The organism is Nitrospirota bacterium (assembly GCA_030684575.1).
Lineage (GTDB): Bacteria > Nitrospirota > Nitrospiria > Nitrospirales > Nitrospiraceae > Palsa-1315.
This window is the reverse complement of sequence record JAUXVD010000008.1, coordinates 64,056-88,874: the sequence shown is the minus strand read 5'-3', so window position 1 is coordinate 88,874 and position 24,819 is coordinate 64,056. Positions and strand designations below refer to the sequence as shown.

The following is a 24,819-nucleotide window of genomic DNA, read 5'->3' as shown; positions in this document are numbered from 1 at the left end:
AACGGGACTTGCCCCCGTGATCGAGTCGGGAGGGACCAAGATACTGGCCCCCTCCCGGCTCTGTAACTCATTCACTCAGCCCCGCTGACGTATCCAGGACAGGTACCGGCTCCAGGGAGGATTTGGCCCACTGGCATCCTTACATTCGCTGCTCCCTGTACTCATCTGGCTGCAATATTTGATCGGCGGCTTCCCCCCGCCGTCGCAGCCTCCGGTACAAGAGCCTCCCGAGCCATCGATATGGATGGCGACTTGCGAGGCCACACCTTCGCCCATCAGGACCCTGGTGTTGCTGATCGTATTCGCGCCGGACACGCTGGTCCCGATGACCGGAGACGAATAGGCCGAGCCGGTCTTGTAATACAACGCATAGAGATAACTCGTTCCCGTGGAGGAGCAGAAGTCATTCGTGGGAACGAGCGTCGGGAAAAATACCGCTCCGGCAATCACGACGGGATTGGACACGGACCGCTCTGCCGACGTACCGGCCGCCGTCACCAGCTTGACGTACCATCCATCCCTGCTCTGCACCAACCCCGCCATCGAGGTGGCTCCTGAGGTGACACTCGTGAGGGCAGGATTGTTGGGGTCCGTCACTTGGTTGGTCCCGCCCGCACAAACGACACAGACCACCGCATTCGTGGCGTTCACCAGATTGACGGCATTGCAATTGATGGCGTTAGTCTGGGTGCACCCCCCGTTCATCACTTTGTCTTTAATGCCGAACAGGTATTGTTGTTCCGTGTTGGTCTTGTCGGAGTTACTCAGGTAGCGGCCCGTTCCAAAAAAGACCCAGACCATGTTCGCATCATCGATGGTCACTGACGGCGCAGTTGTGACCGGTCCCAAATTCACAGTCGTACTGCTCAATGCCGTGTAGTCATTGAAGGTATCGATCATCTCCGTCGGTACTCGGCTGGCTCCGTTGGCAACCCCCCAGGTCGAGGTGCTGCAGGGGGCGTTCGTACAACCACTCGTCGTCAACCGATACATCTTGCCCCTCCAGGGCAGAGCTCCAGTATTGATCGTGCGCCCGAAATAGGCGACATCATGCCGGTAGTCGAAATTATTATCCAGCACCGCGATGTTTCCAACAAACGACTGCCAGGAACCGGCAGCCATCTTGGTCACCTGCGAATTCGCAGCCCCGGGCCCGACCCGCAAGTCTACGGCATACACCGTGGCGACTTGCGCGGGAGCGGGCGGCAAGTCTGCCGCATAGCCGTTCGGGCCCGAACCGAAGAGGACCATCCACTTCGCATTGGTGTTATCGGTCTTGGCATCAGCCGTGGGACTGACACGCATCACCGACGGCGTCCCGATCGACAGACCCAAGCCGGCATCGCTGAAGCTCCAGAGGAGCTTGGGATCAACCTCCGGATTGGTGATATCGAGCACAAAGTATGCGCTGTAGAAGGTGCGGGGCGTCCCGCTGATATTGACCGTCATCGGAGGCGCACCGGTGCCGGCCGCACAGCCTCCGCAGCTCCCTCCCATGCGGAAGCCCCCGATCAGCACCGTGCCCCAGCCGTTCGGATGGTCCGCATCCGGCGTAAAGATTCGCACATCCGCCACCGTGGGTTTGAGGTCCACGTAGTAGACATGGGTATAGTCGGCTCTCGTCAACCACTGCAACTGCGGCAGGAGCTGATAGGGGACGTATCCCCAGAGTTCGTCCCCGAGCGGACGACCGCTGCTGTTGTTCGTGGGATTCTTCGTGTACCACCCATGCTCGACTACGGTTGCCGTCGTAGGATCGTCGCTCTTGTGGTAATACCCTCCGTTGAAGGCATGCAACATCCCGTCGTTCGCGCCGACATAGACGACTTCACGGCGATTTTGATACTGCTGATAAAACGCCGTGTAGGAAGAATCTCCATACACCAGATCGTAGTTCGTGCGCGGCGCCGACACAATGGTCGGCGTTGAATGGATGGGGTCCCCTAACTTCCACACTTTGTAGGTGCCGCTGCCCAACGGCACCTCCAGCATGCGCGTCCGAAGCCCCGCGACTTCGTCCCCGCGGATGAAATTGATGATGTTATCGGCCGTATAGGGGGCGGCGCCGGCTCTCAGGTACTGCCCCAACGTTCCAGAATTTGCCGTAGCGAATTGCATCTGTTCGCCCACCTGCACGAGTCCATCATTGTTGCTGTCCACCCACGTCAGCAGGTTTCTCGACGCGGAGGCGAGGTTGGCCAGCTGCTTGCCTCCTTCCCAGAAGGGAAGAATATCTTTCAGCCCCAGGCCCGAGATGGTCGCCGTTGTACTGTCGGCGCTCCCATCGCCATTGGCATCCACAAACTTGTCGACCAGGACGGTCCCATACGTGAGACTTGCCTGGTTGTTATCGTAGCTGGTCCTGATGATGTAGTCGTTTTCGTAGACGAGCTTTCCGTCCTGATCCGTATCTTCGCGGAAATTCCCCAAATGGTCGATGAACAGGCCCTGCGTATACCCGGTCCATCTGACATTGGCGCCACCCAGCCCGACGTTGCTGGTGTAGAAATAGGCTTGATAGACGCTTCCCTCACCGCTGGCAGAGGTGGCCAGCACGGAAATGGCCGTGCCGGACGAGCTCTTTCGCAAGATCGCCGTGATCGTCGCCATCAACCGATCTTGCAAGTCGTCCACGTTGGAAGACTCAAAGTAGTTATCGGGAATTCCGTCGGTCCCCGGCGCGCCGGTCGCATTGATGACCTTGTCCCATTCGCTCACCAGGTCCGGAATATTATTATTGTTGCTGTCCTCGAATCCGCCCAACTTGGCGGTATGCATCAAAATTTCTCTCCCCGCGATGTTGCCGAAGGCAAAGAACGTGTAGACCGACAGATTCTGGAGCCCAGCTAAACAATGGCCCGTCACGTTGAGGACGGGAATCGTTCCATCGGTCCCGGCGGCGGTACAGGGCCGGAGGTCATTCGTATGGGCCCAATAGGCGACGTCGTCCAGGTAATGGTTCCCGGTCGAGGCATAATCGGTCTTATGTTCCCCCAACAGCGTGGCGGCTGTCGTGGCGCTGTTCGTGTTACAGGTGCCGTTCGGCGCATGGATGGTCGCGTTTCCACCAGTACAGTGGAGACCATGTCGCCCATGCGCGTAATCTTGGAGCCCCGCCGGGATATTGGTATCCTGCGTCGGTTCCCCATCCGTCACGATGATGACGAAGGTTTTACAGCAGCGAACCTGGGTGGACGTCGTCGCCCAGGCAGGCGTGTGGTTGCTCCCGAAAAAATACGGATCCCGTCCGCAGGCGTTGGTGATGTAGCCGGCCCCGACCGTGCAGACCTCGCTGCCGGTCAAGGCGGTGATTTCAGGCGCGCCTATTGATCCTGCCCCCGTCGCTCCAAAGGCCACGCCGTTTGAGATGCCTCCGGCAAAGGCAATGGGATAGGCATAGGAACCGGCCAGGTAGGTAGAATTGATCTGGGCAATATAGCGGGCGGTTTCATAGAGAGACTCGGAGAGAGGTGTCCAAGTAGATGGGAACGAATCCTGAACCGCATCCACCATCGCGGCGGTGTTCGTCGTGAACGTCTTGACGGCCGATCCTGAAAATGCGATCGATTGGCGGGCCCCGAGCCCCACGAGCATCCGGGCTCCGTCGCCGGTCGGTTTGAATTCAAACAGCCCAAACCGCGCCTGGGAACCAATCTGCTGAATGACCCCCGTTGGCTCAACATTGTATCCGACTTTGAGTTCGTACCTTCTGACGCTGTAACTATCTCCGCAGTTGTTGTTAAACGTGCTGTCGTTGTCGATACAGAAATAGGCGTCGGCAACACCGATGTAGAGTGTTCCAGGGTTGCCCGATCTGTCCGCAAGCGGAATCCTTCCGAGATAGGTTGTGGCTCCCGCTCCTCCCGCATAGACCGTATCATTCAACTCTACGTTCACTCCTACCGCCTGTGCCCGCACGGTCTTCAGCGCCGGGGTGCCGTTCGTCGGACAGGTTCCATCTGCAGCCCGCGCCACGAAACAATCCCCACCGGTCATCGATTTCTTGAGGGCATCGAACCGCCGGAAGGTCGCCCAATTTAAAAAATTACCGTCCCACTGGGTCGTGGAACAGGCCGTCGACACCAACGCCTTCACCGTGGCCGGCTCGAAGCGGGCATCGGCGCCTGAATCATAGGTGTAGCAGAGGAGGGAATCGAAGTAGCCTGAGAACGTGGAGGTGTTGGCGAACGGCTTATCACCGGCATCGGCGCAGTCCCCATCCGCAGGGGTAGAGTTGTCGCACGCCAGACCGCTCATACTGCCGGAATTGTCGAGCAGCAGGAGGATATTGGGAGCGACCTGGTCGCTGACGAAGGGCGGCACGGCAAAATACTGATCCATCGTTTGGGCCTGCAGCGCACCGGGCACCAGGAGACAACCCACCAACGCCAGCATGACGGTTCCACGAGTGGCGATATTCCGGCTCTTCATGGCACCCTCCGTTCTTGTTGCACAAGACATCGTATCCACCGTTTCCTTGTTACCTGGGGAGCGTCACGATCATTCGGTCGATCTTGTTGCTTTGTTCTTTCTTAACGTGAAATTTCACCTCGGCAGTCACCATGAGGCGAGCGGGATCCAAGGTCTCTTCATGTTCGTCAAGCATGATCACCTCCGGCATCAAGCCGTAGGCCCGCCCATTGATTTCGAGCGTTTTCTCATAGATGGCGGTGATCGCACCGGTTTGATAACCGATCGTCATCGAAGGAATGGGCTGGTCCTCTGCCCGCGTGACGCCGGTATTCATGACGGACAGAAACGTCACAACCAGCACCATGATTCCGGTGTGGGCGAATAGTCGGCGAGGCCCGGTCATCCGGATGTCTCGGTGGAGGGATTCCCTCTGTTCCTCTGTGCGAGTTCGGTCCATCATGCTGTTCCTCCTCATCGAGCGATCGCAGGCCTAGTAGGGTCTCGGCTGACAGAAAAATCCTGACAGGTTACAGGCGTACAGGGCCCCGACTTGACTGGTAACCCCCGTCGCCAGATTTTGCGCGACACAGGTGATTTGATAGAAAATATCGAACCGCGCAGCCTGCGGGTCGGCACAATCGCTCCCGGGGGCACATTGGATATACATGCGATCAATGTCACCGAACACCTGGTAGTTCCCGACGGTCATCGCCAGGTTTGGCGCAGAGCCCGCTCCGACCGGAAAATCCGCATTGCCACCATCATTGATCAGCTCGGCGTTCAACACGGCAAGGTTCGCAACCGGCACCGGGCCGGGCGGCACGGCATTGGCGAGCAACGCGGGCGGCACGACACGGGCTGACATAAACTGTTGGAGCACATTCGCTCCCGTACTCACACAGGACTCTGCCGCGCCGGTCGCGGACTCACTGGCACTGACGGAACTCGAAATTTGCCGCTCTGTTCCTGTGACGGCAAGGATCGAGATTCCCATCAGGGTCATGATGAGGATCACCATCATGGAGGTGATGAGGCTCACCCCCTGCTCGTCCCGTATCTGCGCCCAACTATGCTGCTCCATCATCGTCCTCTTCCTCCTCGCTCAGGACCAGGGTCTCGCGTTTCTCGTCTCCACGGTCCTAGTCACAACCCGCCGGCGCACCGACGCATAGGGAGGAACCTGGGCCCCCGCATCGCCGGCGACGAAGACGCCGTTGGCATGAATATGGTCATCGACCGTGAGAAAGGTGGTGGACAGGGTCCCCGCTCCTGCCTGTGAATTCCCGTCTCCCAGTCCATTGTCCTGCGACTGTTGCCGGGCGACGATCGTGACTTGCACCATTTTAATGGCGGACGGCGTCATGGGCGGGTTGTTCCAGATCTGGTTGGAGATGTAGTCCGCTTGGTCGAAGTTCAGGTTCAGACTCACATCATCCAGCCGACCGTTCGGCTCAGAACCGCCTGGCGCCGGCAAGAGACAGCCGTCGCAGGCATAGGCGAACTGGAGATCCTCGATCCCATTGACGATCGGCAAGCAGGGACTCGCGGCGACATTGCAATTCGGCAGCGTACGCCCGAAAGAATTGACCGTGGCATTCGCGATCCCCCTGACCAGGCAGGGAGCATTGCCGCCACAGACGTTATTGAGATCTGCACCGGGAGCCCCACCGGCAAGCTGAGGAATCACTTGATAGGTAATGCACTGCAACAGAAAAATCTGAGTGCCCGTCGGAATCTGTGTCGGCCCTGGAATGGGGGCGACCAATGCCAAGGGAGCGGCCGCACCCCCCACCTGAGCTGCGACGACGCCACCAATCGAAATAAAGGAGTTGGCCGCGAGTCCCGCAGTTACCATAGCGGGAAGGATGGCTGCGTTGATCGGCACGTTTGCAAACCCCGCTGCGCCGATACCGAGTGGAGCGGTGGTCTGCCAGGCAGGCGGAACCCCCGGAACAGCCGGCGCACCATAAAATGTGAGGGGGACCACGAGTGAGATTTGATCCGGTCCCGTATCGGGTACCCCGACGGTCGGATTGTTATCCCCAGGGAGCATCGGCACTGGAGTCCCGCCAATTCCACAGTTTCCAACCGGAGGCGGATTCCGTGACGGATCGATAGCCGGCCCCATCCCAGCCATCTTGATGTCGTGGGTGATCATCTCCATGGCCATACGCGCGTTCTGTTGGGCGTCGGAAATTTGCTCGTTGGCTCGCACGGCCTTGCCGGTCATCGTCAGGGCAGCCATACCGGCCAACACGATCACGGACGTCACCGCGGTCGCCACCATGACCTCGATCAATGTGAATCCCTGTGCGTGCGGCTGGTCTTGCGATCTCATATCGTGCGTCCGCCCCTTTCCCTGTCGGCTGCTCACTCCGGTGCGATGACCGCGTTCAACGTGATGGCTTTGGTCCCTGCGACCCAGGCGGCCGACCCCCCGGCAATCGTATTGCGACTTGATCCGGTCCAGGTGACGTTCACGTTGATGTTATTTTGATTGAGCACTACCGGCCCCACGAGCGCCACCGCCACATTGGCTCGGACCCCTACCAATCCAGACGCAAATAGGCGGGCTTGCCATTGCAGACAATCCCCTCTCGCCACCGGCTGAGTCAGGGCATTCTGGACGCAGAGCGCGGGGTTGGCTGAAATCAAATTGATGCCGTTATAGCCGTTCACGAGATTCCGTCGATTGAATTGCATCCGTTCGACGAGCTCCGCCGCGAGGTTGGTGGCGGCGGTCACTTCATTCCCGTCGCTATTGCGCGTGAACGACAAGGTCATCATGGCGGCTAACCCGAGCAACCCGATCCCAAGAATAACCGACGACAGCATGGCCTCAATGAGGGTAAATCCCCGCTCTTGTCGGAGCCGGCTGATTATCCTATTGCTATTGTGCTGTTTGTCGTCCATTGCCGCAGACCTCACAGCCTCACCAGCCCGGCAATTCCGCTCTGCGCAATATTAATGCGATATTGTGTGGATGGAGCCCCTCCGACAATCCCTCCGACGGTGATCGTCTGGACTCCTGCACCGGGCACGCCCGTCCTGACCCCATTTGAGTCGAACTGAACGGCTCCCCCGTTTGGGATGCCACCGGCGCTGAACACGAGCGGCACCATATGTCCCGCATCAAACCCGTTCCGAAATGTCTGAGCGCCTGCGAGATTGCTGGCGGTCATAGACACCACCCCATTCACCAGGACGATTCCGACGGTGAGAGTCTGATTCGACGTCTGTGCTCTCGTACGAGCCATCACAAGAAAACGGGTGATCTCAGAGGCCGTGGCTTTCGCTTCATAGTCTATGTACATCCGCGTAAAATTCGGGATGGCGATCGCCACCGCGACCCCGATAATCGCCACCGCGATCATCAGCTCGATCAACGTGAACCCGCTCTGGCGATTCTTCGATCCGAGCATAACATCCGTCCTATTTTGTCTTGATAGACCCATATCGTCTGTCACACTCACGCAAGGGACATGCCGTTATGCACAAGGGAGCAATCACGTCTAAGCTATTGATATACAAGAACGCCCTAGGGATGGCCCCTTCTACATGAACAGTTTTCGGACCTGCGAGGGACAATTTTCGACAAGGATGAATATTCACATGGAGGAATTCTTGAGTGGGAAAGAACCGTGAGAGGGGGGGAAGTACGGCCTAATACGGATACAACAAATTGGCTACTTCATCGCCACAGCTCTAACTTGGCGGTAGGTCGTGAGACCTTGTAACGTTTTCCTGATGCCATCCTGCAGCAAGGTGGCCATCCCCTCGGTTAGTGCAAACGCCAACATCTCAGCCTTGCGCGATCGAGTTTGAATGAGCTGCTTCATGGCTTCCGAGGGAATCAACAATTCATGGAGGGGCACTCGGCCCTTAAACCCGGTTCGGTTACAGGCCTCGCAGCCTCGTCCACGGTAGAGGCGCCAATCGGGGAGGTATTCGATGCCGACCGTTGGCCAACCCTGCGCACTATATCCCTGCACCAGTTCATCGTACTCCTGTCGACTCGGATGGTAGGACTCTTTGCACTGGATGCAGATCCGTTTGCACAGACGCTGGGCGAGCACTCCCAACATGGCATCGGCAAAGTTGAACGAGTCGCACCCGAGGTCCAGCAACCGAACCACCGTCTCGACTGCACTATTCGTATGGAGAGTACTGAGCACCAGATGGCCTGTGAGCGAGGCCTCAATGGCGATATCGGCTGTTTCCTTGTCCCGCATCTCGCCGATCATAATGACGTCTGGATCGGCGCGCAGAAACGCCCGCATTGCGGTTGCGAACGTCAAATCGATCTTCGGATGGACTTGCACTTGCCGAAGTCCGTCCTGGGTAATTTCGATAGGGTCCTCGGCCGTCCAAATCTTTCGCTCGTCGGTATTGATGTGTTTGAGAATCGCGTGCAGGGTCGTCGTTTTGCCGGACCCGGTTGGTCCGACACAGAGAATGATCCCATGTGGTTTCTCTGCGATGGCTCGTATGGCCTGCAAGGTAGCCGGAGCAAATTCCATGGCGTCAAGCAGCATCGGTTGCTTAGCCGTGAGGAGGCGCAATACAACATCTTCATCCTGTCCTGCAGTGGGAAGGGTCGCCACGCGCAATTCTATCTCTCGATCCTTTGCCAACCGATACCGGATCTTGCCGTCTTGGGGTTTGCGCCGTTCAGCGATGTCGAGATTGGCCATGACCTTGATGCGGGACACCACCGCGCGCCGATAGGCAGCGGGAATTTTCATGTAGGCGAAGCAGGTGCCGTCGACGCGTAGGCGCACGACCATGTCCTTACGATCCGCATAGGGCTCCATATGGATGTCCGACGCGCCGAGGCGATCGGCTTCGGCGATCACTTCATTGGTGAGCCGCACAATGGCTGAGTCGTTTTCGTCGATCCCGCCGGATACGGGATCGATGGCAGGCTCAAGATGAATCTCATTGACCAGCTCCCCGAGAATGGCTCCGATAGACCCCTTCGTTCCTTGCCCTGTCGACAGCTGGAGAAACTGCTCGATGTCCCGCCGCAAGCCGACCGAATAGCGAATGGTCATGCCGGGAAATGTTCGCCGTACATCCAAGGTCTTGTCGAGATCGTGCGGATCGCTGGTGAGCACATCTATTAACGAGCCGCGCCGCGCGATGGGAATCCACGCATGTTTCTTCAAATAATCGGCGTTGAGACTTTTCAACAGTTCACGATCGCTAGCGGTTCGCTCGTCATATGGCAGGTACGGGCATTGATAGAAATCGCTCAGCGCCGATCCAAGCGCTTCTTTCTGAACGCCGTAGCGGTCCAGGAGGAGAGTTTCCAGGTCAACTGTACCATCGGACGATTCATCGACCGCAGCGGTCAGATCAGAGAGGCTGATCATGCCACGATACACCAAGCTATCCAGCACGTTTTGTTCGATCGCATAGCGCGATGGTTTCGCCGAGCGGCCGCCCTTATTCCCCCCTGTTCCACCGGCCAATATGTTCGTCTCGACCGTCATGCCCGACGCCTTTCGTCCTCGCCTTCCCGCTAGTATTTCGCCATCCACGTGCCGGGTGCTCGATAGACCACGGGAAGCCCTCGAAACAGCCCTTGCGCCAAGTCGGCGTTGTACCAGATCTCGATCACGTCGCCGGTGCCGATCGACGTCACGCTCTGTCCTGACATCACCGCCCCATACAGGCGAGCTGATCGTTCAATCCTGATGGCACCAGCCACATAGAGCAGACCGTTGAGGTGGATGCCGGACAATTGCACCGGCACTCTTGTCCCGAGGGACTGCGCTCCCGTCGGAGAGGGGCTGAGGGCCGGAACAGGTTTCCCTGCGGCCCGAGGCCTGAGCACCACATGACCCTGCACGACCAGCAACCCTTCAACGTAGTCCGTATCGAGCAGCACTGTGCCCATATTATCGACATGAGGCGGGCGCCCATCGACTGTGTCGATAAACACCAATCCATGGTGGTCTCCAACAGCCTGAGATTCCAGTGCCGTTGCAGGCGCGATGCCCTGATCCGAGTCCGAAGCCCCTTGCGGATGAAGCTGCCCCATACGATCGAGTCGGTAATAGGTCCCCCAGTGCAGTGCGAGCTTCTTGAGTGCATCGTAATCCCACTGATCGAGCCTAAGCCCAGGCGTCGGATATTGGCGCAGGTGTACATTGTCAGCAAGCGGAGGATTCGCTCCGTGTCCTGGCGGAGGTGCAAGGACCGAAACCATCCCTCCGATCCAATATTCCGTCCAGCGATCCTGAACAGACAACATCTGATCGTACGATTGCCCCGTCACCGGCGCGCTGTTGCTTTTGAGGACGAGGTCCTCGACTCGTTGCACCGCGAGATCCCCCACCACTCGCTGATCGCCCCAATGCACCAGTACGGGAGATGCGCCGCCTGACTGCAAGAGGCCCAACGACTGTCCGACTTGTACCGCCGCACGAACCGCAGGAATCGACAGAGCCCCAAGCTGAAGCTGCACGGTTCGTGTGACCGGTCGAGGATCGACCGTCGTAGCCGTGACCTCAACCGTGCTCAGTAAACCAGGCTGCAGAGGACCATACATTTTCACCGAAAGAATGCGGCCAAGGCCTCGCAGCGACGCGAACAGGCCGTTGGGAGGCTGATTCAACACCTGGTCGTCCGTGGAGTTCGATGCACGTAGGAAGACATCAGGACGATCGATGGTACCGGTAAATTGTGAACGCCCAGTTGCATCGAAGAACGATGGCCCACTTTCAAGATTTCCTTGCCGCTTGACCAACAGTTCGGCAATGGCTGTTGGCGTGGATGAGGGATCGTGGAACCAACTCATCACCACATCCGCCGCACCGTCGGCCAACTGTTGTGCAACGTTATCCTCTCTCATGGCGCTCACGCCAGGGGCATCCTGACTGGCCAGAAATAGAGAGGTCATACTGGCGATCCCAAGCAGCACGATCAGCATGAGGGCCGCGAGAAGCACATGGCCCTTGTCGCACTGATTCATACGTTCTGATGCAAGCCGTTCTTCCATCTCCATCTCCATCTCCTCACTCCCGTTCGTATTGGCGCTGCGGCTGTTATGTCCTGAGGCTAATTTCGCGGACTGCGCGCATCCCTTGATCGGGCATCATGACTTCAACCACGACCCGTCTCACGAGGGCTGGTTGCGTCACAGCCTGCCCGTTTGCATCCCAATATGAAAATCTCGCCGCCCTGATATCTCCGACCAAGACACTCGCGCCACCATCGACTTGTCGCAGCAATCGCAGCACACCCTGGTCATCATGACGACTGTAGTAACGGACACGATTCAACTGAACGACAGAGGCTCCCGATGGAATCATGATGGTGAGTGGCTGCGTCACGGTGAGTAATCGCCGCTGTCCATCACGAGCCAGGGCCAGCGTCTCGCAGCGCTCTGCCCAACAAGCGACAATGGTTTTCCGATCATCCCACCCTCGCCCGTCTTCGACCGACAGCGCCGTTTGGCCGATTGCGGACGTTGCCGTGATCGTCGTTGAGAGACCTTGCAGATTCGCCGAAAACTCCACTGCGTCCGAAGCCGCGGTGGTCAGAGCAGCGGACCCTGCGAGCCGCAATTCCTGCTCAAGCACTTCCAACCCCAGGCGAAGGTCTTGCTGTTGTGCGACCTCACGTTGTTGCCGCACAAACTGCTGTTGGAAATAAGATAGGGCTTGAAGCGTGGCACCCAAGACGACCAGACCTGCCGCCATGGCAAACATCAACTCGACCAAACTGGCACCGGCCTCCATCCTCGCGCTGTGGCGGATATCTCGTAGTTGACGATCTGTATTCATGCTGTCTCCCTCACGCGACGACTCGTTATTCGCTCCCGATAAACAGGGGATTGGCCAGTAACGTCCCTACTCGTACCTCGCGAGGACCAGACCTGGAAGCATAGGCTGCACGAGCCTCGAGCACGACATGCCCTGAAACCGATAGCGAACCGGAACGGCTCGGCGTCACCGTCCAGATCAGTTGGACGCCATCCTGGTCCCAACTCCCTGAGTACGTTCCATCACCGGCCACGGCATCACCGCCTACTCCGTCGTCATGCATGACAAGGTCCGTGACACCATCGTGGTTCACATCATCCAGTAACAGTCGATCCCATCTCGCAGATCGTTTGGCCTCAAGCCGCGACTCCGCCATTGCCAGGGCACGCGTGGCCAACATGCCATTTCGAATAATCCGCTCTGCGGCATCAAAGGCTCCCATCGCCCCGGCGAGACCGGTCATTGTGAGCGCCATCGCCACAAGCGCCTCGGCAAAACTGGCTCCGCGCTCTACCTGAAAAAGTCGATCCCGCATCATGAGATAGACACTCTTCCGGTGATACTCACCGTGAATCGTGTTTCCCGGCCCTGGCTATCTCTCACACGGATGGTGGTCGGGGTCGCAGCTCGACCACTTGCCTGAAATAACAATTCAGGGCCGGCTGTTGGCTCATCCACGACCACCCCCTTATCCGCATAGCGATAGACATGCAGGATGCCCTCAGCATCCGCTCGTCGAAGCGTGATCGTGCGGGTCTCTCGATCGAATATGACCCGAAGACGTTCTCGCCTGGCCATCGCCAGCTGTCTGGCGAGCCTGAGCTCCGACGCGATCTCTGCTGTGGCGCTCCGCGCCTGAACCCTAGCAGTCAACGTCTGATAACTCGGCCCGGCCAACATCGTCATGATCCCCATGATCGCCAAGACGATGAGAAGCTCTGCCAGACTCCAGCCCTGTTCCTGCACCTGTCGGTCTATCGGCATAAACCCCTCGAAGAAGAACTCTACTTAGGATGATCAACCTGTCTCCAAGACCCATGCCCACGCCTATACGCATGAATACGTACTAATGAATGAGCGTAGAATACTTCGATAATTCAAGTGGTTTCACATCAACACCAGAAGATATCGAGGCGGAGCAGGCCCATGCCCTGAACAAAATGTTGGGGAGGACTAGAGCGCCAATTTATATTTCAGATACAGGAGAACGCCAAAATAGATACTACATGGGGCGTTAGTAGCCAGGACCGAGGAGACCTTGATACCAATCGAGGAGCGGCTGGGCAAAAAACATCGAGAGGAGTGCCCCCAAGACTAGGAAGGGGCCAAAGGGGATATAGTCATCACGCTTGATGATGCGAAACGCGATCAAGCTAATGCCGATGACAGACCCGGTGAGTGAACCGATCATGATCGTGAGGAGGGCAGGCTTCCAGCCAAGAAAGGCACCGACCATCGCCAGCAACTTGATATCGCCCCCTCCCATTCCCTCCTTGCCAAACAGATAGGGACTCAGCCAGGCCAAGAGCCAGAGGATGCCGCCTCCGATGGTGAGGCCAAGCACCGAGTTGACCATGCCAACCGGCAGGACGGTCGCTGCGCCCAGCAGTCCAACCACCATGCCGGGTATCGTAATAACATTAGGGATCACCTTATGGGTGAGATCTGTTCCCGTCACCACAACCAATGCCGAAAACAGCAAGGCATAGAGGGCTGCCGTCCAGCTGGGACCGAAGAACCACAAGACTGTGAGATAGCCGAGTGCATTTGCGGCTTCGACCAGGGGATATCGTATCGAAATGAATGTGCGGCAAGCCCGGCAGCGGCCTCCAAGCCAGAGGTAACTCAGCAGCGGAATATTATCGTAGAACTCGATGGGGTGCGCGCATGAGGGACAATGGGAGCCGGGCCAGGCGATCGATTCTCCTCTGGGCAATCGATAGATGCAGACGTTGAGGAAACTGCCTATCAGCGCCCCAAGGGTCCCGACCAGAAGATAGAGCGGCCATTCTTGCATAATCGACTCAGTAACAGGCGACAGCTCGGAGCGTCAAGCGACGCACTTCGCATGCCAAATGAAAAAAGCTAGGTAGTTATTCTAGGGCCATCTCCCTGAATTTACTTACAGCGTAAGAGTTCTCTATAATCTGCTTCCTGCTTGGCGAGGGTTTACTCCTGCGAAGTTCTCCGTCAAGTTTAATTATACTGCACTTTTTCATTCATCAAAGGAGAACAGGATCATGGCACGGACCGCACCGGCTGCAAAGCCAAAACCGAAGACGAAACCGAAGCCCAAGCCGTCCCTGGCGAACCTCGCTCCGCCACCACGCAAGAAACGGCCAGAATCCCTCACCAGTCGCGAGCAGGAGATCCTTGAACTGATTTGGGCTGGGTTCAAAAACAAGGAAATCGGGCAGCGGCTCAAGATCAGCGTCAAGACCGTCGAGGCCCATCGGGCCAACATGATGAAAAAGATGCGTGTGTCAAATACCGCGCAGCTGCTCAAGACCGCAATCCAGGACGGGACGATCAAGATCCGGTAGGCGTCGCCGCCGGCGCTGCGATTTTGCGGCGCTGGCGGACCGCTTCGAACAGGGTGACGGCTGCGGCAGCCGAGACATTCAGCGACTGGACCTTGCCCAACATCGGAATCCTGATCCGATCGTCACAGGCCCCCAGCACGCCAGGACGAATCCCTTCTCCCTCTCCTCCCAACACCAGCGCAATCGGCCCGGTCATGTCGATGTCGGTGTGGAGTTTCTCCGCCTGCGGATCGACACCATACACCCAGAGGCCTTCCTCTTTCAGATCCTGAATCAAACGAATCAGATTGGCCACGCAGCCGACGGGAATGTGATCGATCGCCCCGGCTGAGACCTTCGCCACCACCGGCGTCAGACCGACGGCACGCCGTTCCGGAATAAAGACCCCATGAACACCGGCAGCTTCAGCAGTCCGCAAGACCGCGCCTAAATTATGAGGATCTTCGACCCCGTCGAGAAGCACAAGGAAGGGCTTCTCGCCCCGCGTCTTCGCCCGGCTGAGAATATCTTCCGTCGTGCTAAACGATTTGGCTGCGATGTAGGCGATGACGCCTTGATGATTCCCTGTCGGCACCAATCGCGCAAAAGCAGGAGGAGGCTCAATATGAACGGGGACTCGCTTGACCTTCGCCAACTGCACGAGGTCGGCAAATTGTCGATCGGTTCGCATCAGAATCAGCCGCTGCAACGGACGAGTACCGGCGCGCAAGGCCTCACGCACGGCATGCAGCCCGTAGATCAGATCCTGAGGACTATCGCTTCCAGCGACTGGTGCCGTCGGGCTTATCTTCAATGACGATGCCGCGGGAGGCGAGGAACTTTCTAATCTTGTCCGCTTCTGGAAAGTTCTTCTTCTTTTTTGCATCGAGACGCTCCGCTATCTGTTGTTCGATCTGCTCTTCCGAGAGTTCAATCTCGGGTGATACCTGACCAACTATGGCGGCTGGGGCAAAGGTCGTCAACGTCAGGGACCCGGTGCCTGGCGTAACAACTATGCCTCCTGACCGTGACTTATCTGCGAATTGCCACTTGTCTAACTGAAACAATCCAAGGTTATTGCCAAGCGACCGGAATTCATCTCTAACATTCTTCCGCCTCTCCGTCGAGAGGCCCTGGCTCAGCAATTTATTGACGTCGCTTTTCATCCGCTGCAGTTCTGCAAGTGCCACTGGCGTATTGAAGTCATCATCCATCGCTTCGCAGAACGCCAACCTACAGCGCTTCAGCACTCCAGGAAGATCCTTGTCAGCCGTGGTACTTTCGGCTTTCTCTTTAAGGCGATTAAAGAGATCGTAGAATCCATCTAACGCCTGCTTGGCTTCCTTGATTGCGTGATCGGAAAAGTCGAGCGGACCACGATACTGCGTCGCGAGGAGAAAGTAGCGCAGCATCTCTCCCGCGATATCCTCCGGCCATTCTGATTTCGCAAAAATCTCACGAATCGTGAAAAAGTTCCCCAGGGATTTGGACATCTTCTCCTGGTTGATTTGCACAAACCCGTTGTGAACCCAATACCGCGCAAATTCCTTCCCGGTGGCGCCGCAGGACTGGGCAATTTCGTTTTCGTGATGAGGGAAAATGAGATCCATTCCCCCGCCATGAATATCGAACGTCTCGCCTAGATGGCGCATCGCCATTGCGGAACATTCGATATGCCAGCCAGGCCGCCCAGGGCCCCAGGGACTCTCCCATGACGGCTCGCCAGGCTTGCTGCCCTTCCAGAGCGCGAAATCCATCGGATGACGCTTTCGTTCATCCACATCCACTCGGGCGCCGGCCTGCAAATCCTCGAGCTTTCGCTTTGAGAGGCGGCCATAGGCCTGATATTTCTCGACCTGGAAGTAGACATCGCCATCCACCGGATAGGCGAGTCCTTTCTGAATCAGCGTGTCAACCAGCGCAATAATCTCAGCCATATGCTCAGTCGCTTTTGGCTCGTTCGTCGCCCGCCGAATACCCAGCTTCCCCATGTCCTGATAGTAGGCCTCGATAAATTCGGCGGTAATGACGTCGCAGGACACGCCTCGTTCGTTCGCTCGCTTGATAATCTTGTCATCCACATCGGTGAAGTTCTTGACGAATTCAACCTGGTATCCGCCGAACTCCATATAGCGCCGGATCACATCGAACACCAGCGCGCTCCGTGCATGACCAATATGGCAATAGTCGTAGACGGTCACGCCACAGACATACATTCGCACGGTCTTCGGCTGGAGCGAGTGAAACGGCTCTTTTTTTCCCGTGAGGCTGTTGTAGATCGAGAGCATGGGCTGATTACAACTCCGGAGTGATGCGGCGCTTCGGCCAATGGGACCAGAGAAAATACCCCACAGCGAGCGCCAGGCAGACACCGATCACAATGTCGAATTGATGGAAATAGTCTCTCAGATGCTCCCACTGCTCTCCCATCTTCACGCCGATATAGGCCAGGAGATAACACCAGGGCAATGCACCGAGAAACGTGTAGAGCATGAACCGATAAATATTCACCCTGGCGATGCCGGCCGGCAACGAAATGAAGGTCCGGACCACCGGAAGCATTCGGCTAAAAAAAACGGCGGCATCACCATATTTCGCGAACCATCGATCCGCCATTTCGATGTCATGTCGTGACACCAACATATAGGGCCCATACCGCTCGACGAACGGCCGTCCGCCCCACACACCAGCGTAGTAGGCCACAACCGACCCGGCAACGTTCCCGAGGGCGCCAGCCAATGTCACACCCAACATCGTAAACTGCCCCGTCGTCACCAGATACCCGGCAAAGGGCATGATGATCTCGCTCGGCAAAGGAATACAGGCGCTCTCGATCGCCATGGTGATGAAAATCCCGGTGTAGCCGAACGTCGAGATCATCGATACGATGAACCGGCTGAGCTCCGTGATGATCGCTTCGATCAGATTCCCCACAGGACCTAACTCCTCTTCTTGCCCTTAGGCTTTACCGCAGCAGTCACTGGATGCGTATCCTGTCGACGCACTGTTTCCCAAGCCCGGAATCGATCCAACACCGCGTAATTGGTCGTATCAAGGTGAATAGGTGTGAGCGAAACCGCACCTTGCTCCAGCGCCTCATGATCGGCATCTTTGCTCCGGCTCCAGGACACACGAGTCCCGGCGATCCAATAGTACGTCCTACCACGAGGATCGACTTTCTCGATGATCGGATTGTGAAAGCGTCTGCGGCTGAGACAGGTGACCCGGACTCCGGTGATGGACTTGAACGGCCGATCGGGAATATTCAGGTTCACCAACGTTTCGCCCGGCAAACCCTCTTTCATAATCAAACGTGCGATACGAACAGCATACCGAGCCCCAGCGTCGAAATAAAAATGCTCCTGCCCCTCCTGAGAGACAGCCATGGAGGGAATACCGAGAATCGTTCCTTCCATCGCGGCCGACACCGTTCCTGAATACAACACATCGTCGCCGAGATTTACACCTCGATTGATTCCTGACACGAGGAGGTCTGGCGGTGCAGGCAGAAGTTTCAGCACGGCCAGATTCACACAATCGACTGGCGTGCCACTGACCGAATAGATCCGCGTCCCCAACTGCTCCACTCGGAGCGGTTTATGGAGCGTCACCGCATGGGCTGCTGCGGTCCGCTCACGATCCGGCGCCACGACCCATACCTCGCCCACCTTGGACAAGGCCTTAGCCAGCGCCGTCAACCCGGGCGAGTGAATCCCATCATCGTTGGTGACTACAATACGCATCGTATCGCTAGAAATAAAAAAGCTGCCAGCGGCAGCTCTCTGTTTCGGTGTTGAGTGCTGAGAACCGAGTTCACGACTATCCTCTTCGCCTCAGTCCTCAGCACTCGATATTTTGGTCGGGGCGAGCCGATTTGAACGGCCGACCACTCGCACCCCAAGCGAGTACGCTACCGGGCTGCGCCACGCCCCGACGGGCTCTATTCAATATCACCGACTCCCGCATTGTCTCCTTGGAAGCGCCTGGAATGCAACCGGCTTGAAAGAGACGAATCGAGACCCTTGTTACGCTTAATACGACTCCAAAATTTTGAGAATCGCCTGAAGATTCCCTCGTAGCTTCTGCGCGAGCTCTTTGGGCCGTAGCTGCTGGCTGGCGACCCGGCCTCGCCTGGCCCAATATCGTTTCACCCCTGCCAGGGTATGCCCCTCTTCATAGAGCATCCGCTTGATCTCCAGCACCGTTTCAACTTCTCGCCTGACATAGAGGCGCTGATTCCCACGACTTTTCTTGGGCTTCAGAAACGGGAACTCCGACTCCCAGAATCTGAGCACGTAAGCCGGCAGCTTGGCGATCTGGCTCACTTCGCCGATTTTATAAAAAACCTTGCTGCCCAGCCTGGGCTCGTTCCCCATGACCGGTCCTCGTGGTGGGATGAGTTAAGGTGAGTGAACGGCGCTATGAATTGACGTATTTCTTAAACACTTGACTGGGACGAAAGGTCACGACACGACGGGGCGTAATCCCGATTTCTTCACCCGTCCGAGGGTTTCGACCCTTCCGAGCCCCTTTGCTACGCACCACAAAGTTTCCAAATCCGGCAATCTTGACCGACTCTCCCTTATGCAGCACATCCTTCAGCATATTCAACACCAGTTCGACAATATCTGCGGCTTCGTTCTTGGAAATACCGACCTGCTTGTAGATTTCGTTCGCGATATCCGCTTTCCTCATACTTTCCCCTCCGATGCCTCTACAAGCCTCTCAAACGGTCGGCGCTCAGCCCGACTCGCAAAATGTTCAGTTTCGCTATAAGTTACGTGAGGTTAGGGGTGCTGTCAAGGACAAATATGCAAAACACACCGGTATTCATGAGTCTTTGAGCAGCAACTTGTACTCAATGCTGTCAGCCAGCGCTTGCCAGCTTGCTTCCATGATGTTCTCGGATACACCGACGGTGCCCCATTTATCCTTATGATCGCCGGATTCGATCAATACCCTGACCTTGGACTCCGTCCCACGATTCGCCGACAACACGCGCACTTTATAGTCGAGCAGTTTGACTTCTCGAAGCTGGGGATAGAATTTTTCCAACGCTTTCCGCAACGCATGATCGAGCGCATTGACCGGCCCTTCCTCACTCGCTGACGCTTGTTCCACCACGTCGCCGACCTTCACCATCACTGTAGCTTCTGACGACGAGGCGCCATGATCTTGTTTTTTTTCGATAATCACCCGAAAGCCCAGGAGCTGAAACGGCGGCTTGTGAGTCCCCATCGCTTTTCGCATCAGCAACTCGAAGGAACCTTCTGCCGCCTCAAACTGGTAGCCTTGACTTTCACGCTCCTTCAGCACATCGATCAATTCCTGCAACTTGGCGTGGCTCTTGTCCAATTTGATCCCATAGGCCTCGACTTTCTCGAGCAACCCACTCCGGCCAGCCGCATCCGATACCAGCATTCGCTGGCGGTTCCCGACTAACCCGGGAATCACATGTTCATAGGTGGCGGCATTCTTTAGGACCGCATGGATATGGATCCCGCCCTTATGGGCAAATGCCGAATCTCCCACATACGGCTGATGCGTATTGGGCATGAGGTTCGCGATTTCAGTCACAAATCCAGAAACCCGCTTGAGATGGCTCAACCGCTCTCCCAGCACCACCCGTTTCATCTTCAGTTCAAGATTGGGAATGATCGAACAGAGATTGGCATTGCCGCACCGTTCGCCAATCCCGTTAATCGTTCCTTGTACTTGCAGGACACCGGTTTCGATCGCCACCAGGGAGTTGGCGACCGCCATTTCACAATCGTTATGCGCGTGAATCCCCAACGGCACGGCACATTCCTTCCGAACGATCTGGCAAATCTCTTTGATCTCCCATGGCATCGTCCCGCCATTGGTATCGCAAAGAATCACCCGCTCGGCGCCGGCGGCCACCGCTTGGCGAATCGTCTCTAGCGCATAGTCCGGGTTCGTCTTGTACCCGTCGAAAAAATGCTCCGCGTCGTAGAACAGCCGTCGACCTTTGGAGCGGAGATGGGCCACTGAATCGTTGATGATTTCAAGGTTCTTCGCGAGGGAAATACCGAGCGCATCGGTGACGTGTAATGACCAACTTTTCCCGAAGAGCGTGATGACCTTGGTCTCGGCGTCCAGCAAGGCCTTGATATTAGGGTCGGTCTGCACCGTATTGCTGGCTTTTCTGGTCGACCCGAATGCCACGACTGTCGCCGTCTGCAACGGGATCGTCTTGATCATCCGGAAGAATTCGATGTCTTTGGGATTCGCGCCGGGCCACCCGCCTTCAATGTACTGTACGCCAAGCCCATCGAGCTGTTGCGCGACCCGAACTTTATCCTCTGCCGAGAAACTGACATCCTCGGCCTGAGCTCCGTCCCGTAACGTGGTGTCGTAGATTTCCAATACTGCCGGCTTTGCGGCAGGAGAAGACAGGCCGGAGGAGGAGGTAGCGCCTGGCTTGCCTTGTGAGGATCGTGACTGAGGTGTTTTTCGAGCCATAAAAAAGGTACGGGAGCAGGACAATCCTGACTGAGACTCACAGCATCAGAAATTCGTTACTTCGCGGCCCGGTCCACGGCCAACGGCTGATCCAACCCGAACGCGGTATGCAGTGAACGCATGGCGAGCTCCACATACTTTTCATCGATGACACAGGAGATCTTGATCTCCGACGTGCTGATCATAAGAATATTCACACCTTCCCCCGACAATACATCGAACATCTTGGCCGCGACTCCAGAATGAGACCGCATACCGACGCCGACCAGCGAGACCTTCGCGATCGCCTCGGTCACGGCGACTGATTTGGCATCGATCCCTTTTGCCACGTCCTGAATCAGCGGTAACGCTTTCTTGATATCGACCCGAGGAATCGTGAAGGAAATATCGGTCATCCCGGACTGGCCCATATTCTGGATGATCATATCAACATTGATATGGGCCTTCGCCACCGGCCCAAAGACTTTCGATGCAATACCAGGTTTATCCGGCACGCCCACAATCGTGATTTTCGCCTGATTCCGATCGCCGGTCACTCCAGACACCGCGACCGCTTCCATGTCCTCATCTTCACGCGTCACGAGCGTCCCCTTTCCTTCTTTGAAGCTTGAATTCACCTCCACCGGCACATTGAACTTTGCGGCAAATTCGACGGATCGGCTCTGCAGCACCTTGGCACCCAGACTGGCCATTTCCAACATTTCCTCATAGGAAATCTTGTCGATGCGTTGAGCCGCCGGCACGATATTGGGGTCCGATGTATAGACACCGTCGACGTCGGTAAAGATGATGCATCGATCGGCCTTCAGCGCCGCGGCTAACGCGACGGCCGTGAGATCGGAGCCTCCGCGCCCCAGCGTCGTGACATCCGACTGCTCGTTAATCCCTTGAAAACCGGCAACCACCGGGATAACCCCGTTGAGCAGAGCCTCTCGAATCCGATCGGCGCTCACCCTGGTAATCCGTGCTTTCGTATGGGCACTGTCGGTCATAATCCCGACTTGACGGCCTGTAAACGATTGGGCATCGAGTCCACGGGCCCGCAAGGCCATCGCCAATAAGGCAATCGTCACCCGCTCTCCAGTCGACAACAGCATATCGAGTTCGCGATCGTCGGGGACCGCCGTCACCTCATGCGCCAACCGAAGCAGCCGATCCGTTTCGCCGCTCATCGCGGACAGCACCACCACGACTCGATGGCCATCCTTATGTGCTCGCTCGACACGCTCGGCCACACAACGGATCCGCTCGATCGTACCGACGGAGGTCCCTCCATATTTCTGGACAATCAGCGCCACGGACGTCAGGATCCTTTTGCGAATAATCGCACGATGAATTTCGTCGCATCACGAGGCGGCACAGCCGAAGCCTGAGCATCGGCTTCGATAAATCTCCGTCCGGCTCCCCCAGAGGGAGCCACCGTACTGTCACAATAGGCGAAAAACCCAGAACCGTCTGCCGCCTGACCTTGCGGCACGTTACCGGAATCGCAGAAGGCCACGATACGATGAGAGCCTAATTTGGACAGCCCTTCGAGCAACGGCCCGACCAGCTCGCGATCGACCGTTTCAATCGCCTTCACTTTTGCTGCGACATCCGACCCATAGAGCACCTCGTCAGGCAACTCCACATGAATGTAGGCAAAGTCTTTTTTGACGAGTTCCTCCAGGACAACCGTCGCCTGGGTACGAAGATCTGCACCGGCCAATCGTGAGCCATCTACCACCTCAAGCCCGGCCATACTGCCAAGACCGCGGTGGACATCGCTCTGAGAAACCACGACACCAGCCATCTTGAATCGTTCAGAAAGGCTTGGCCAGAACACGGCACGGCCTTCGCCCCAGAGCCAGAGGCAATTGGCCGGCTTCTGTCCCGCGGCACTCCGTTCTTCGTTGAGGGGATGATCGCGCAAAATCTGAAACGACGCGTCCATGAGCTTCCAGAGAAAATCCGCTCCTTCTCCCGTCGGCAAGGCATCGGCAATCGGTCGACCAACCAATAATTGTGGATCCGTACAGACGGCTCGTGACTTCCCATTGCCCCACACCATGAGATGACGATGACCTAATCCTGGATAGAACTGAATCATCTCCGACCCGAGCTGCTCATTGATCGCCTCGATCAATTCGCGAGCCTCTTCAGTCGAAATCAGGCCGGCGGTCGCATCGTCCATCACCACATGCGGCCCCAGTTTCTTGATCTCGTTGAGGCCACCCTTGCTCCCGGACTGCATGTCTGCCCGCAACGTGACCATGGTACAGCGATAGGCTACATCCTGCTCGCCCACGGCGACCCCGAGGCTGGCTGCTTCGAACGGGCCGGGACCTTGGTAGTATTTCTTGGGGTCGTATCCGAGGATGGCCGTCCCCATCAATCCGCTCCCACGCCGATGAGGCTCAGTCGCCGAGGCTAGGAGGCCAAGCTCCCCGGCTTGCGCGAGGCGATCGAGGTGAGGAGTTGAGGCCACCTGAAGAGGAGTCCGTCCGCCCAATTCCTGCCGAGAATGGTCTGCCATCCCGTCGGCATGGAGAATCACATATTTCATCGAAGCCCTGCTCGCATTGTATCTACACCCTTAAAAGACGAGCGACATCCTCCCGCGTCGCTCTAACGGTTTTCGGTTGGACCGATACACTGATCGCCGTATCGGCATCTTTCAATCCATGGCCCGTCAACGTGCAGACGACGATCTCGCCTTCACGAAGCCCGCCCTGCTTGTTCAACTTGATGACGCCGGCAACCGATGCGGCGGATGCCGGCTCACAGAAGACGCCTTCCGTTGCCGCTACCGCACGATAGGCCTGAAGGATTTCTTCGTCCGTCACCGAATCGATTGCCCCGGACGATTCTTTCACGGCGTCCAACGCTGATTGCCAGCTAGCCGGATTACCGATCCTGATCGCCGTGGCCACGGTCTGCGGATTCTCCACGATGTGGCCCAGCACGATGGGTGCCGCACCGGACGCCTGAAACCCGATCATACGAGGCAGTTTCGTGGATTGATTGGCCGCACGGTATTCCTGATACCCCTTCCAATAGGCGGTAATGTTGCCGGCATTTCCGACCGGCAGCACATGAATGGCCGGAGCATCACCGAGCTGATCGCAGACCTCCATCGCGGCAGTTTTCTGCCCCTCGATCCGATAGGGGTTGAGCGAGTTGACCAGCTCGATGTGGTGGCTCACCGATAATTCCTTCACGATGGTCAAGGCCTGATCGAAGTTTCCTTCAATTTGAATAACCGTGGCTTGATGCATCATGGCCTGGGACAGCTTGCCCATCGCAATCTTCCCGGCAGGAATCAATACATAAACCGCCAGCCCAGCCCTCGCGCCATAGGCTGCGGCAGAAGCAGACGTATTCCCTGTGGAGGCACAAATCACCGCCTTGGCACCGGACTCAACGGCCTTTGAGATTGCCATCGTCATGCCGCGGTCCTTGAACGATCCTGTGGGATTCGCGCCTTCGATTTTGAGATAGAGATCGATGCCGGGAGCGATCTGCTGGGCCAGCCTGGTCGCCCGAATAAGCGGCGTGTTGCCTTCACCGAGCGTCACCACGGGAGTACGTTCGGTCACGGGAAGAAATTTCCGATATTCTTCGATTAAGCCACGCCAGCGTATCATCGC

General features: G+C 57.0%; 23 protein-coding genes and 1 tRNA gene. 1 reads left to right on the top strand and 23 read right to left on the bottom strand.

Translation table 11 applies throughout. The annotated features are described in order from the left end of the window. Positions 1–75: 75 nt before the first annotated feature. The 12 genes from Q8N00_03525 to Q8N00_03470 form a co-directional block, all read right to left on the bottom strand. On the bottom strand, positions 76–4,431 hold the full coding sequence (locus Q8N00_03525; protein ID MDP2381855.1) for a PilC/PilY family type IV pilus protein: 4,356 nt from the start codon (positions 4,429–4,431) through the stop codon (positions 76–78). A 49-nt stretch (positions 4,432–4,480) separates the two neighbouring features. Continuing rightward, positions 4,481–4,873, bottom strand: coding sequence for a hypothetical protein (locus tag Q8N00_03520; GenBank protein ID MDP2381854.1), 393 nt, complete (start codon positions 4,871–4,873; stop codon positions 4,481–4,483). Between the two features lie 30 nt (positions 4,874–4,903). After that, a complete protein-coding gene (locus Q8N00_03515; GenBank protein MDP2381853.1) occupies positions 4,904–5,497 on the bottom strand; it encodes a hypothetical protein in 594 nt (197 codons plus the stop codon). An 18-nt stretch (positions 5,498–5,515) separates the two neighbouring features. Continuing rightward, the gene (locus Q8N00_03510; GenBank protein MDP2381852.1) at positions 5,516–6,751 is read right to left on the bottom strand and encodes a prepilin-type N-terminal cleavage/methylation domain-containing protein; all 1,236 of its coding nucleotides are present in this window, start codon (positions 6,749–6,751) and stop codon (positions 5,516–5,518) included. A gap of 32 nt (positions 6,752–6,783) precedes the next feature. Beyond that, entirely contained in the window at positions 6,784–7,326 is a 543-nt protein-coding gene (locus Q8N00_03505) for a prepilin-type N-terminal cleavage/methylation domain-containing protein (GenBank protein MDP2381851.1), read from the bottom strand. 11 nt (positions 7,327–7,337) lie between these two features. Further along, positions 7,338–7,835, bottom strand: a complete 498-nt coding sequence (locus tag Q8N00_03500) for a prepilin-type N-terminal cleavage/methylation domain-containing protein (protein MDP2381850.1) — start codon at positions 7,833–7,835, stop codon at positions 7,338–7,340. Positions 7,836–8,099: 264 nt separating this feature from the next. Further along, on the bottom strand, positions 8,100–9,908 hold the full coding sequence (locus tag Q8N00_03495) for a GspE/PulE family protein (GenBank protein ID MDP2381849.1): 1,809 nt from the start codon (positions 9,906–9,908) through the stop codon (positions 8,100–8,102). Between the two features lie 29 nt (positions 9,909–9,937). After that, the gene (locus Q8N00_03490; protein ID MDP2381848.1) at positions 9,938–11,419 is read right to left on the bottom strand and encodes a hypothetical protein; all 1,482 of its coding nucleotides are present in this window, start codon (positions 11,417–11,419) and stop codon (positions 9,938–9,940) included. A gap of 46 nt (positions 11,420–11,465) precedes the next feature. Then, entirely contained in the window at positions 11,466–12,206 is a 741-nt protein-coding gene (locus Q8N00_03485) for a hypothetical protein (GenBank protein MDP2381847.1), read from the bottom strand. 25 nt (positions 12,207–12,231) lie between these two features. Continuing rightward, the gene (locus tag Q8N00_03480) at positions 12,232–12,723 is read right to left on the bottom strand and encodes a choice-of-anchor X domain-containing protein (protein ID MDP2381846.1); all 492 of its coding nucleotides are present in this window, start codon (positions 12,721–12,723) and stop codon (positions 12,232–12,234) included. After that, the gene (locus Q8N00_03475) at positions 12,720–13,169 is read right to left on the bottom strand and encodes a GspH/FimT family pseudopilin (protein ID MDP2381845.1); all 450 of its coding nucleotides are present in this window, start codon (positions 13,167–13,169) and stop codon (positions 12,720–12,722) included. Before Q8N00_03475 ends, Q8N00_03480 begins: the two co-directional genes overlap by 4 nt. Positions 13,170–13,419: 250 nt before the next feature. After that, positions 13,420–14,202 (bottom strand): prepilin peptidase, encoded by a 783-nt coding sequence (locus tag Q8N00_03470; GenBank protein MDP2381844.1) that lies wholly within the window; start codon positions 14,200–14,202, stop codon positions 13,420–13,422. A gap of 223 nt (positions 14,203–14,425) precedes the next feature. On the opposite strand from Q8N00_03470, the gene Q8N00_03465 reads away from it, so the two are divergent. Next, positions 14,426–14,728 carry a LuxR C-terminal-related transcriptional regulator gene (locus Q8N00_03465; GenBank protein MDP2381843.1) on the top strand — a complete coding sequence of 101 codons (303 nt, stop codon included), beginning with the start codon at positions 14,426–14,428 and terminating at the stop codon, positions 14,726–14,728. On the opposite strand, the gene rlmB is transcribed toward Q8N00_03465, so the two are convergent. The 11 genes from rlmB to thrC form a co-directional block, all read right to left on the bottom strand. Continuing rightward, the gene (gene rlmB / locus Q8N00_03460; GenBank protein MDP2381842.1) at positions 14,715–15,521 is read right to left on the bottom strand and encodes a 23S rRNA (guanosine(2251)-2'-O)-methyltransferase RlmB; all 807 of its coding nucleotides are present in this window, start codon (positions 15,519–15,521) and stop codon (positions 14,715–14,717) included. The genes Q8N00_03465 and rlmB overlap by 14 nt on opposite strands. Then, on the bottom strand, positions 15,481–16,995 hold the full coding sequence (gene cysS / locus Q8N00_03455) for a cysteine--tRNA ligase (protein MDP2381841.1): 1,515 nt from the start codon (positions 16,993–16,995) through the stop codon (positions 15,481–15,483). The genes rlmB and cysS overlap by 41 nt, the downstream gene beginning before the upstream one ends. Positions 16,996–17,002: 7 nt before the next feature. Next, positions 17,003–17,632, bottom strand: coding sequence for a DedA family protein (locus tag Q8N00_03450; GenBank protein ID MDP2381840.1), 630 nt, complete (start codon positions 17,630–17,632; stop codon positions 17,003–17,005). Positions 17,633–17,646: 14 nt separating this feature from the next. Then, positions 17,647–18,450 (bottom strand): 5'/3'-nucleotidase SurE, encoded by an 804-nt coding sequence (surE, locus tag Q8N00_03445; GenBank protein MDP2381839.1) that lies wholly within the window; start codon positions 18,448–18,450, stop codon positions 17,647–17,649. A 113-nt stretch (positions 18,451–18,563) separates the two neighbouring features. Continuing rightward, positions 18,564–18,640: transfer RNA gene (locus Q8N00_03440), tRNA-Pro, on the bottom strand. 98 nt (positions 18,641–18,738) lie between these two features. Continuing rightward, positions 18,739–19,083 carry a MerR family transcriptional regulator gene (locus tag Q8N00_03435; protein MDP2381838.1) on the bottom strand — a complete coding sequence of 115 codons (345 nt, stop codon included), beginning with the start codon at positions 19,081–19,083 and terminating at the stop codon, positions 18,739–18,741. A gap of 43 nt (positions 19,084–19,126) precedes the next feature. Continuing rightward, positions 19,127–19,402, bottom strand: coding sequence for an integration host factor subunit alpha (locus tag Q8N00_03430; GenBank protein ID MDP2381837.1), 276 nt, complete (start codon positions 19,400–19,402; stop codon positions 19,127–19,129). A 135-nt stretch (positions 19,403–19,537) separates the two neighbouring features. Then, positions 19,538–21,190, bottom strand: a complete 1,653-nt coding sequence (cimA, locus tag Q8N00_03425; GenBank protein ID MDP2381836.1) for a citramalate synthase — start codon at positions 21,188–21,190, stop codon at positions 19,538–19,540. A gap of 56 nt (positions 21,191–21,246) precedes the next feature. Further along, complete coding sequence (locus tag Q8N00_03420; GenBank protein ID MDP2381835.1) at positions 21,247–22,488, bottom strand: aspartate kinase; 1,242 nt, start codon at positions 22,486–22,488, stop codon at positions 21,247–21,249. A gap of 5 nt (positions 22,489–22,493) precedes the next feature. Further along, entirely contained in the window at positions 22,494–23,735 is a 1,242-nt protein-coding gene (apgM, locus tag Q8N00_03415) for a 2,3-bisphosphoglycerate-independent phosphoglycerate mutase (GenBank protein ID MDP2381834.1), read from the bottom strand. Positions 23,736–23,757: 22 nt separating this feature from the next. After that, positions 23,758–24,816 carry a threonine synthase gene (gene thrC / locus Q8N00_03410; GenBank protein MDP2381833.1) on the bottom strand — a complete coding sequence of 353 codons (1,059 nt, stop codon included), beginning with the start codon at positions 24,814–24,816 and terminating at the stop codon, positions 23,758–23,760. Positions 24,817–24,819 lie beyond the last annotated feature (3 nt).

Bases quoted from the DNA above. Each gene is read 5' to 3' on its own strand.
- Q8N00_03525 (MDP2381855.1), bottom strand. From the start codon at position 4,431: ATGAAGAGCCGGAATATCGCCACTCGTGGAACCGTCATGCTGGCGTTG.
- Q8N00_03520 (MDP2381854.1), bottom strand. From the start codon at position 4,873: ATGATGGACCGAACTCGCACAGAGGAACAGAGGGAATCCCTCCACCGA.
- Q8N00_03515 (MDP2381853.1), bottom strand. From the start codon at position 5,497: ATGATGGAGCAGCATAGTTGGGCGCAGATACGGGACGAGCAGGGGGTG.
- Q8N00_03510 (MDP2381852.1), bottom strand. From the start codon at position 6,751: ATGAGATCGCAAGACCAGCCGCACGCACAGGGATTCACATTGATCGAG.
- Q8N00_03505 (MDP2381851.1), bottom strand. From the start codon at position 7,326: ATGGACGACAAACAGCACAATAGCAATAGGATAATCAGCCGGCTCCGA.
- Q8N00_03500 (MDP2381850.1), bottom strand. From the start codon at position 7,835: ATGCTCGGATCGAAGAATCGCCAGAGCGGGTTCACGTTGATCGAGCTG.
- Q8N00_03495 (MDP2381849.1), bottom strand. From the start codon at position 9,908: ATGACGGTCGAGACGAACATATTGGCCGGTGGAACAGGGGGGAATAAG.
- Q8N00_03490 (MDP2381848.1), bottom strand. From the start codon at position 11,419: ATGGAAGAACGGCTTGCATCAGAACGTATGAATCAGTGCGACAAGGGC.
- Q8N00_03485 (MDP2381847.1), bottom strand. From the start codon at position 12,206: ATGAATACAGATCGTCAACTACGAGATATCCGCCACAGCGCGAGGATG.
- Q8N00_03480 (MDP2381846.1), bottom strand. From the start codon at position 12,723: ATGATGCGGGATCGACTTTTTCAGGTAGAGCGCGGAGCCAGTTTTGCC.
- Q8N00_03475 (MDP2381845.1), bottom strand. From the start codon at position 13,169: ATGCCGATAGACCGACAGGTGCAGGAACAGGGCTGGAGTCTGGCAGAG.
- Q8N00_03470 (MDP2381844.1), bottom strand. From the start codon at position 14,202: ATGCAAGAATGGCCGCTCTATCTTCTGGTCGGGACCCTTGGGGCGCTG.
- Q8N00_03465 (MDP2381843.1), top strand. From the start codon at position 14,426: ATGGCACGGACCGCACCGGCTGCAAAGCCAAAACCGAAGACGAAACCG.
- cysS (MDP2381841.1), bottom strand. From the start codon at position 16,995: ATGCTCTCGATCTACAACAGCCTCACGGGAAAAAAAGAGCCGTTTCAC.
- surE (MDP2381839.1), bottom strand. From the start codon at position 18,450: ATGCGTATTGTAGTCACCAACGATGATGGGATTCACTCGCCCGGGTTG.
- Q8N00_03435 (MDP2381838.1), bottom strand. From the start codon at position 19,083: ATGGGGAACGAGCCCAGGCTGGGCAGCAAGGTTTTTTATAAAATCGGC.
- Q8N00_03430 (MDP2381837.1), bottom strand. From the start codon at position 19,402: ATGAGGAAAGCGGATATCGCGAACGAAATCTACAAGCAGGTCGGTATT.
- cimA (MDP2381836.1), bottom strand. From the start codon at position 21,190: ATGGCTCGAAAAACACCTCAGTCACGATCCTCACAAGGCAAGCCAGGC.
- apgM (MDP2381834.1), bottom strand. From the start codon at position 23,735: ATGAAATATGTGATTCTCCATGCCGACGGGATGGCAGACCATTCTCGG.
- thrC (MDP2381833.1), bottom strand. From the start codon at position 24,816: ATGATACGCTGGCGTGGCTTAATCGAAGAATATCGGAAATTTCTTCCC.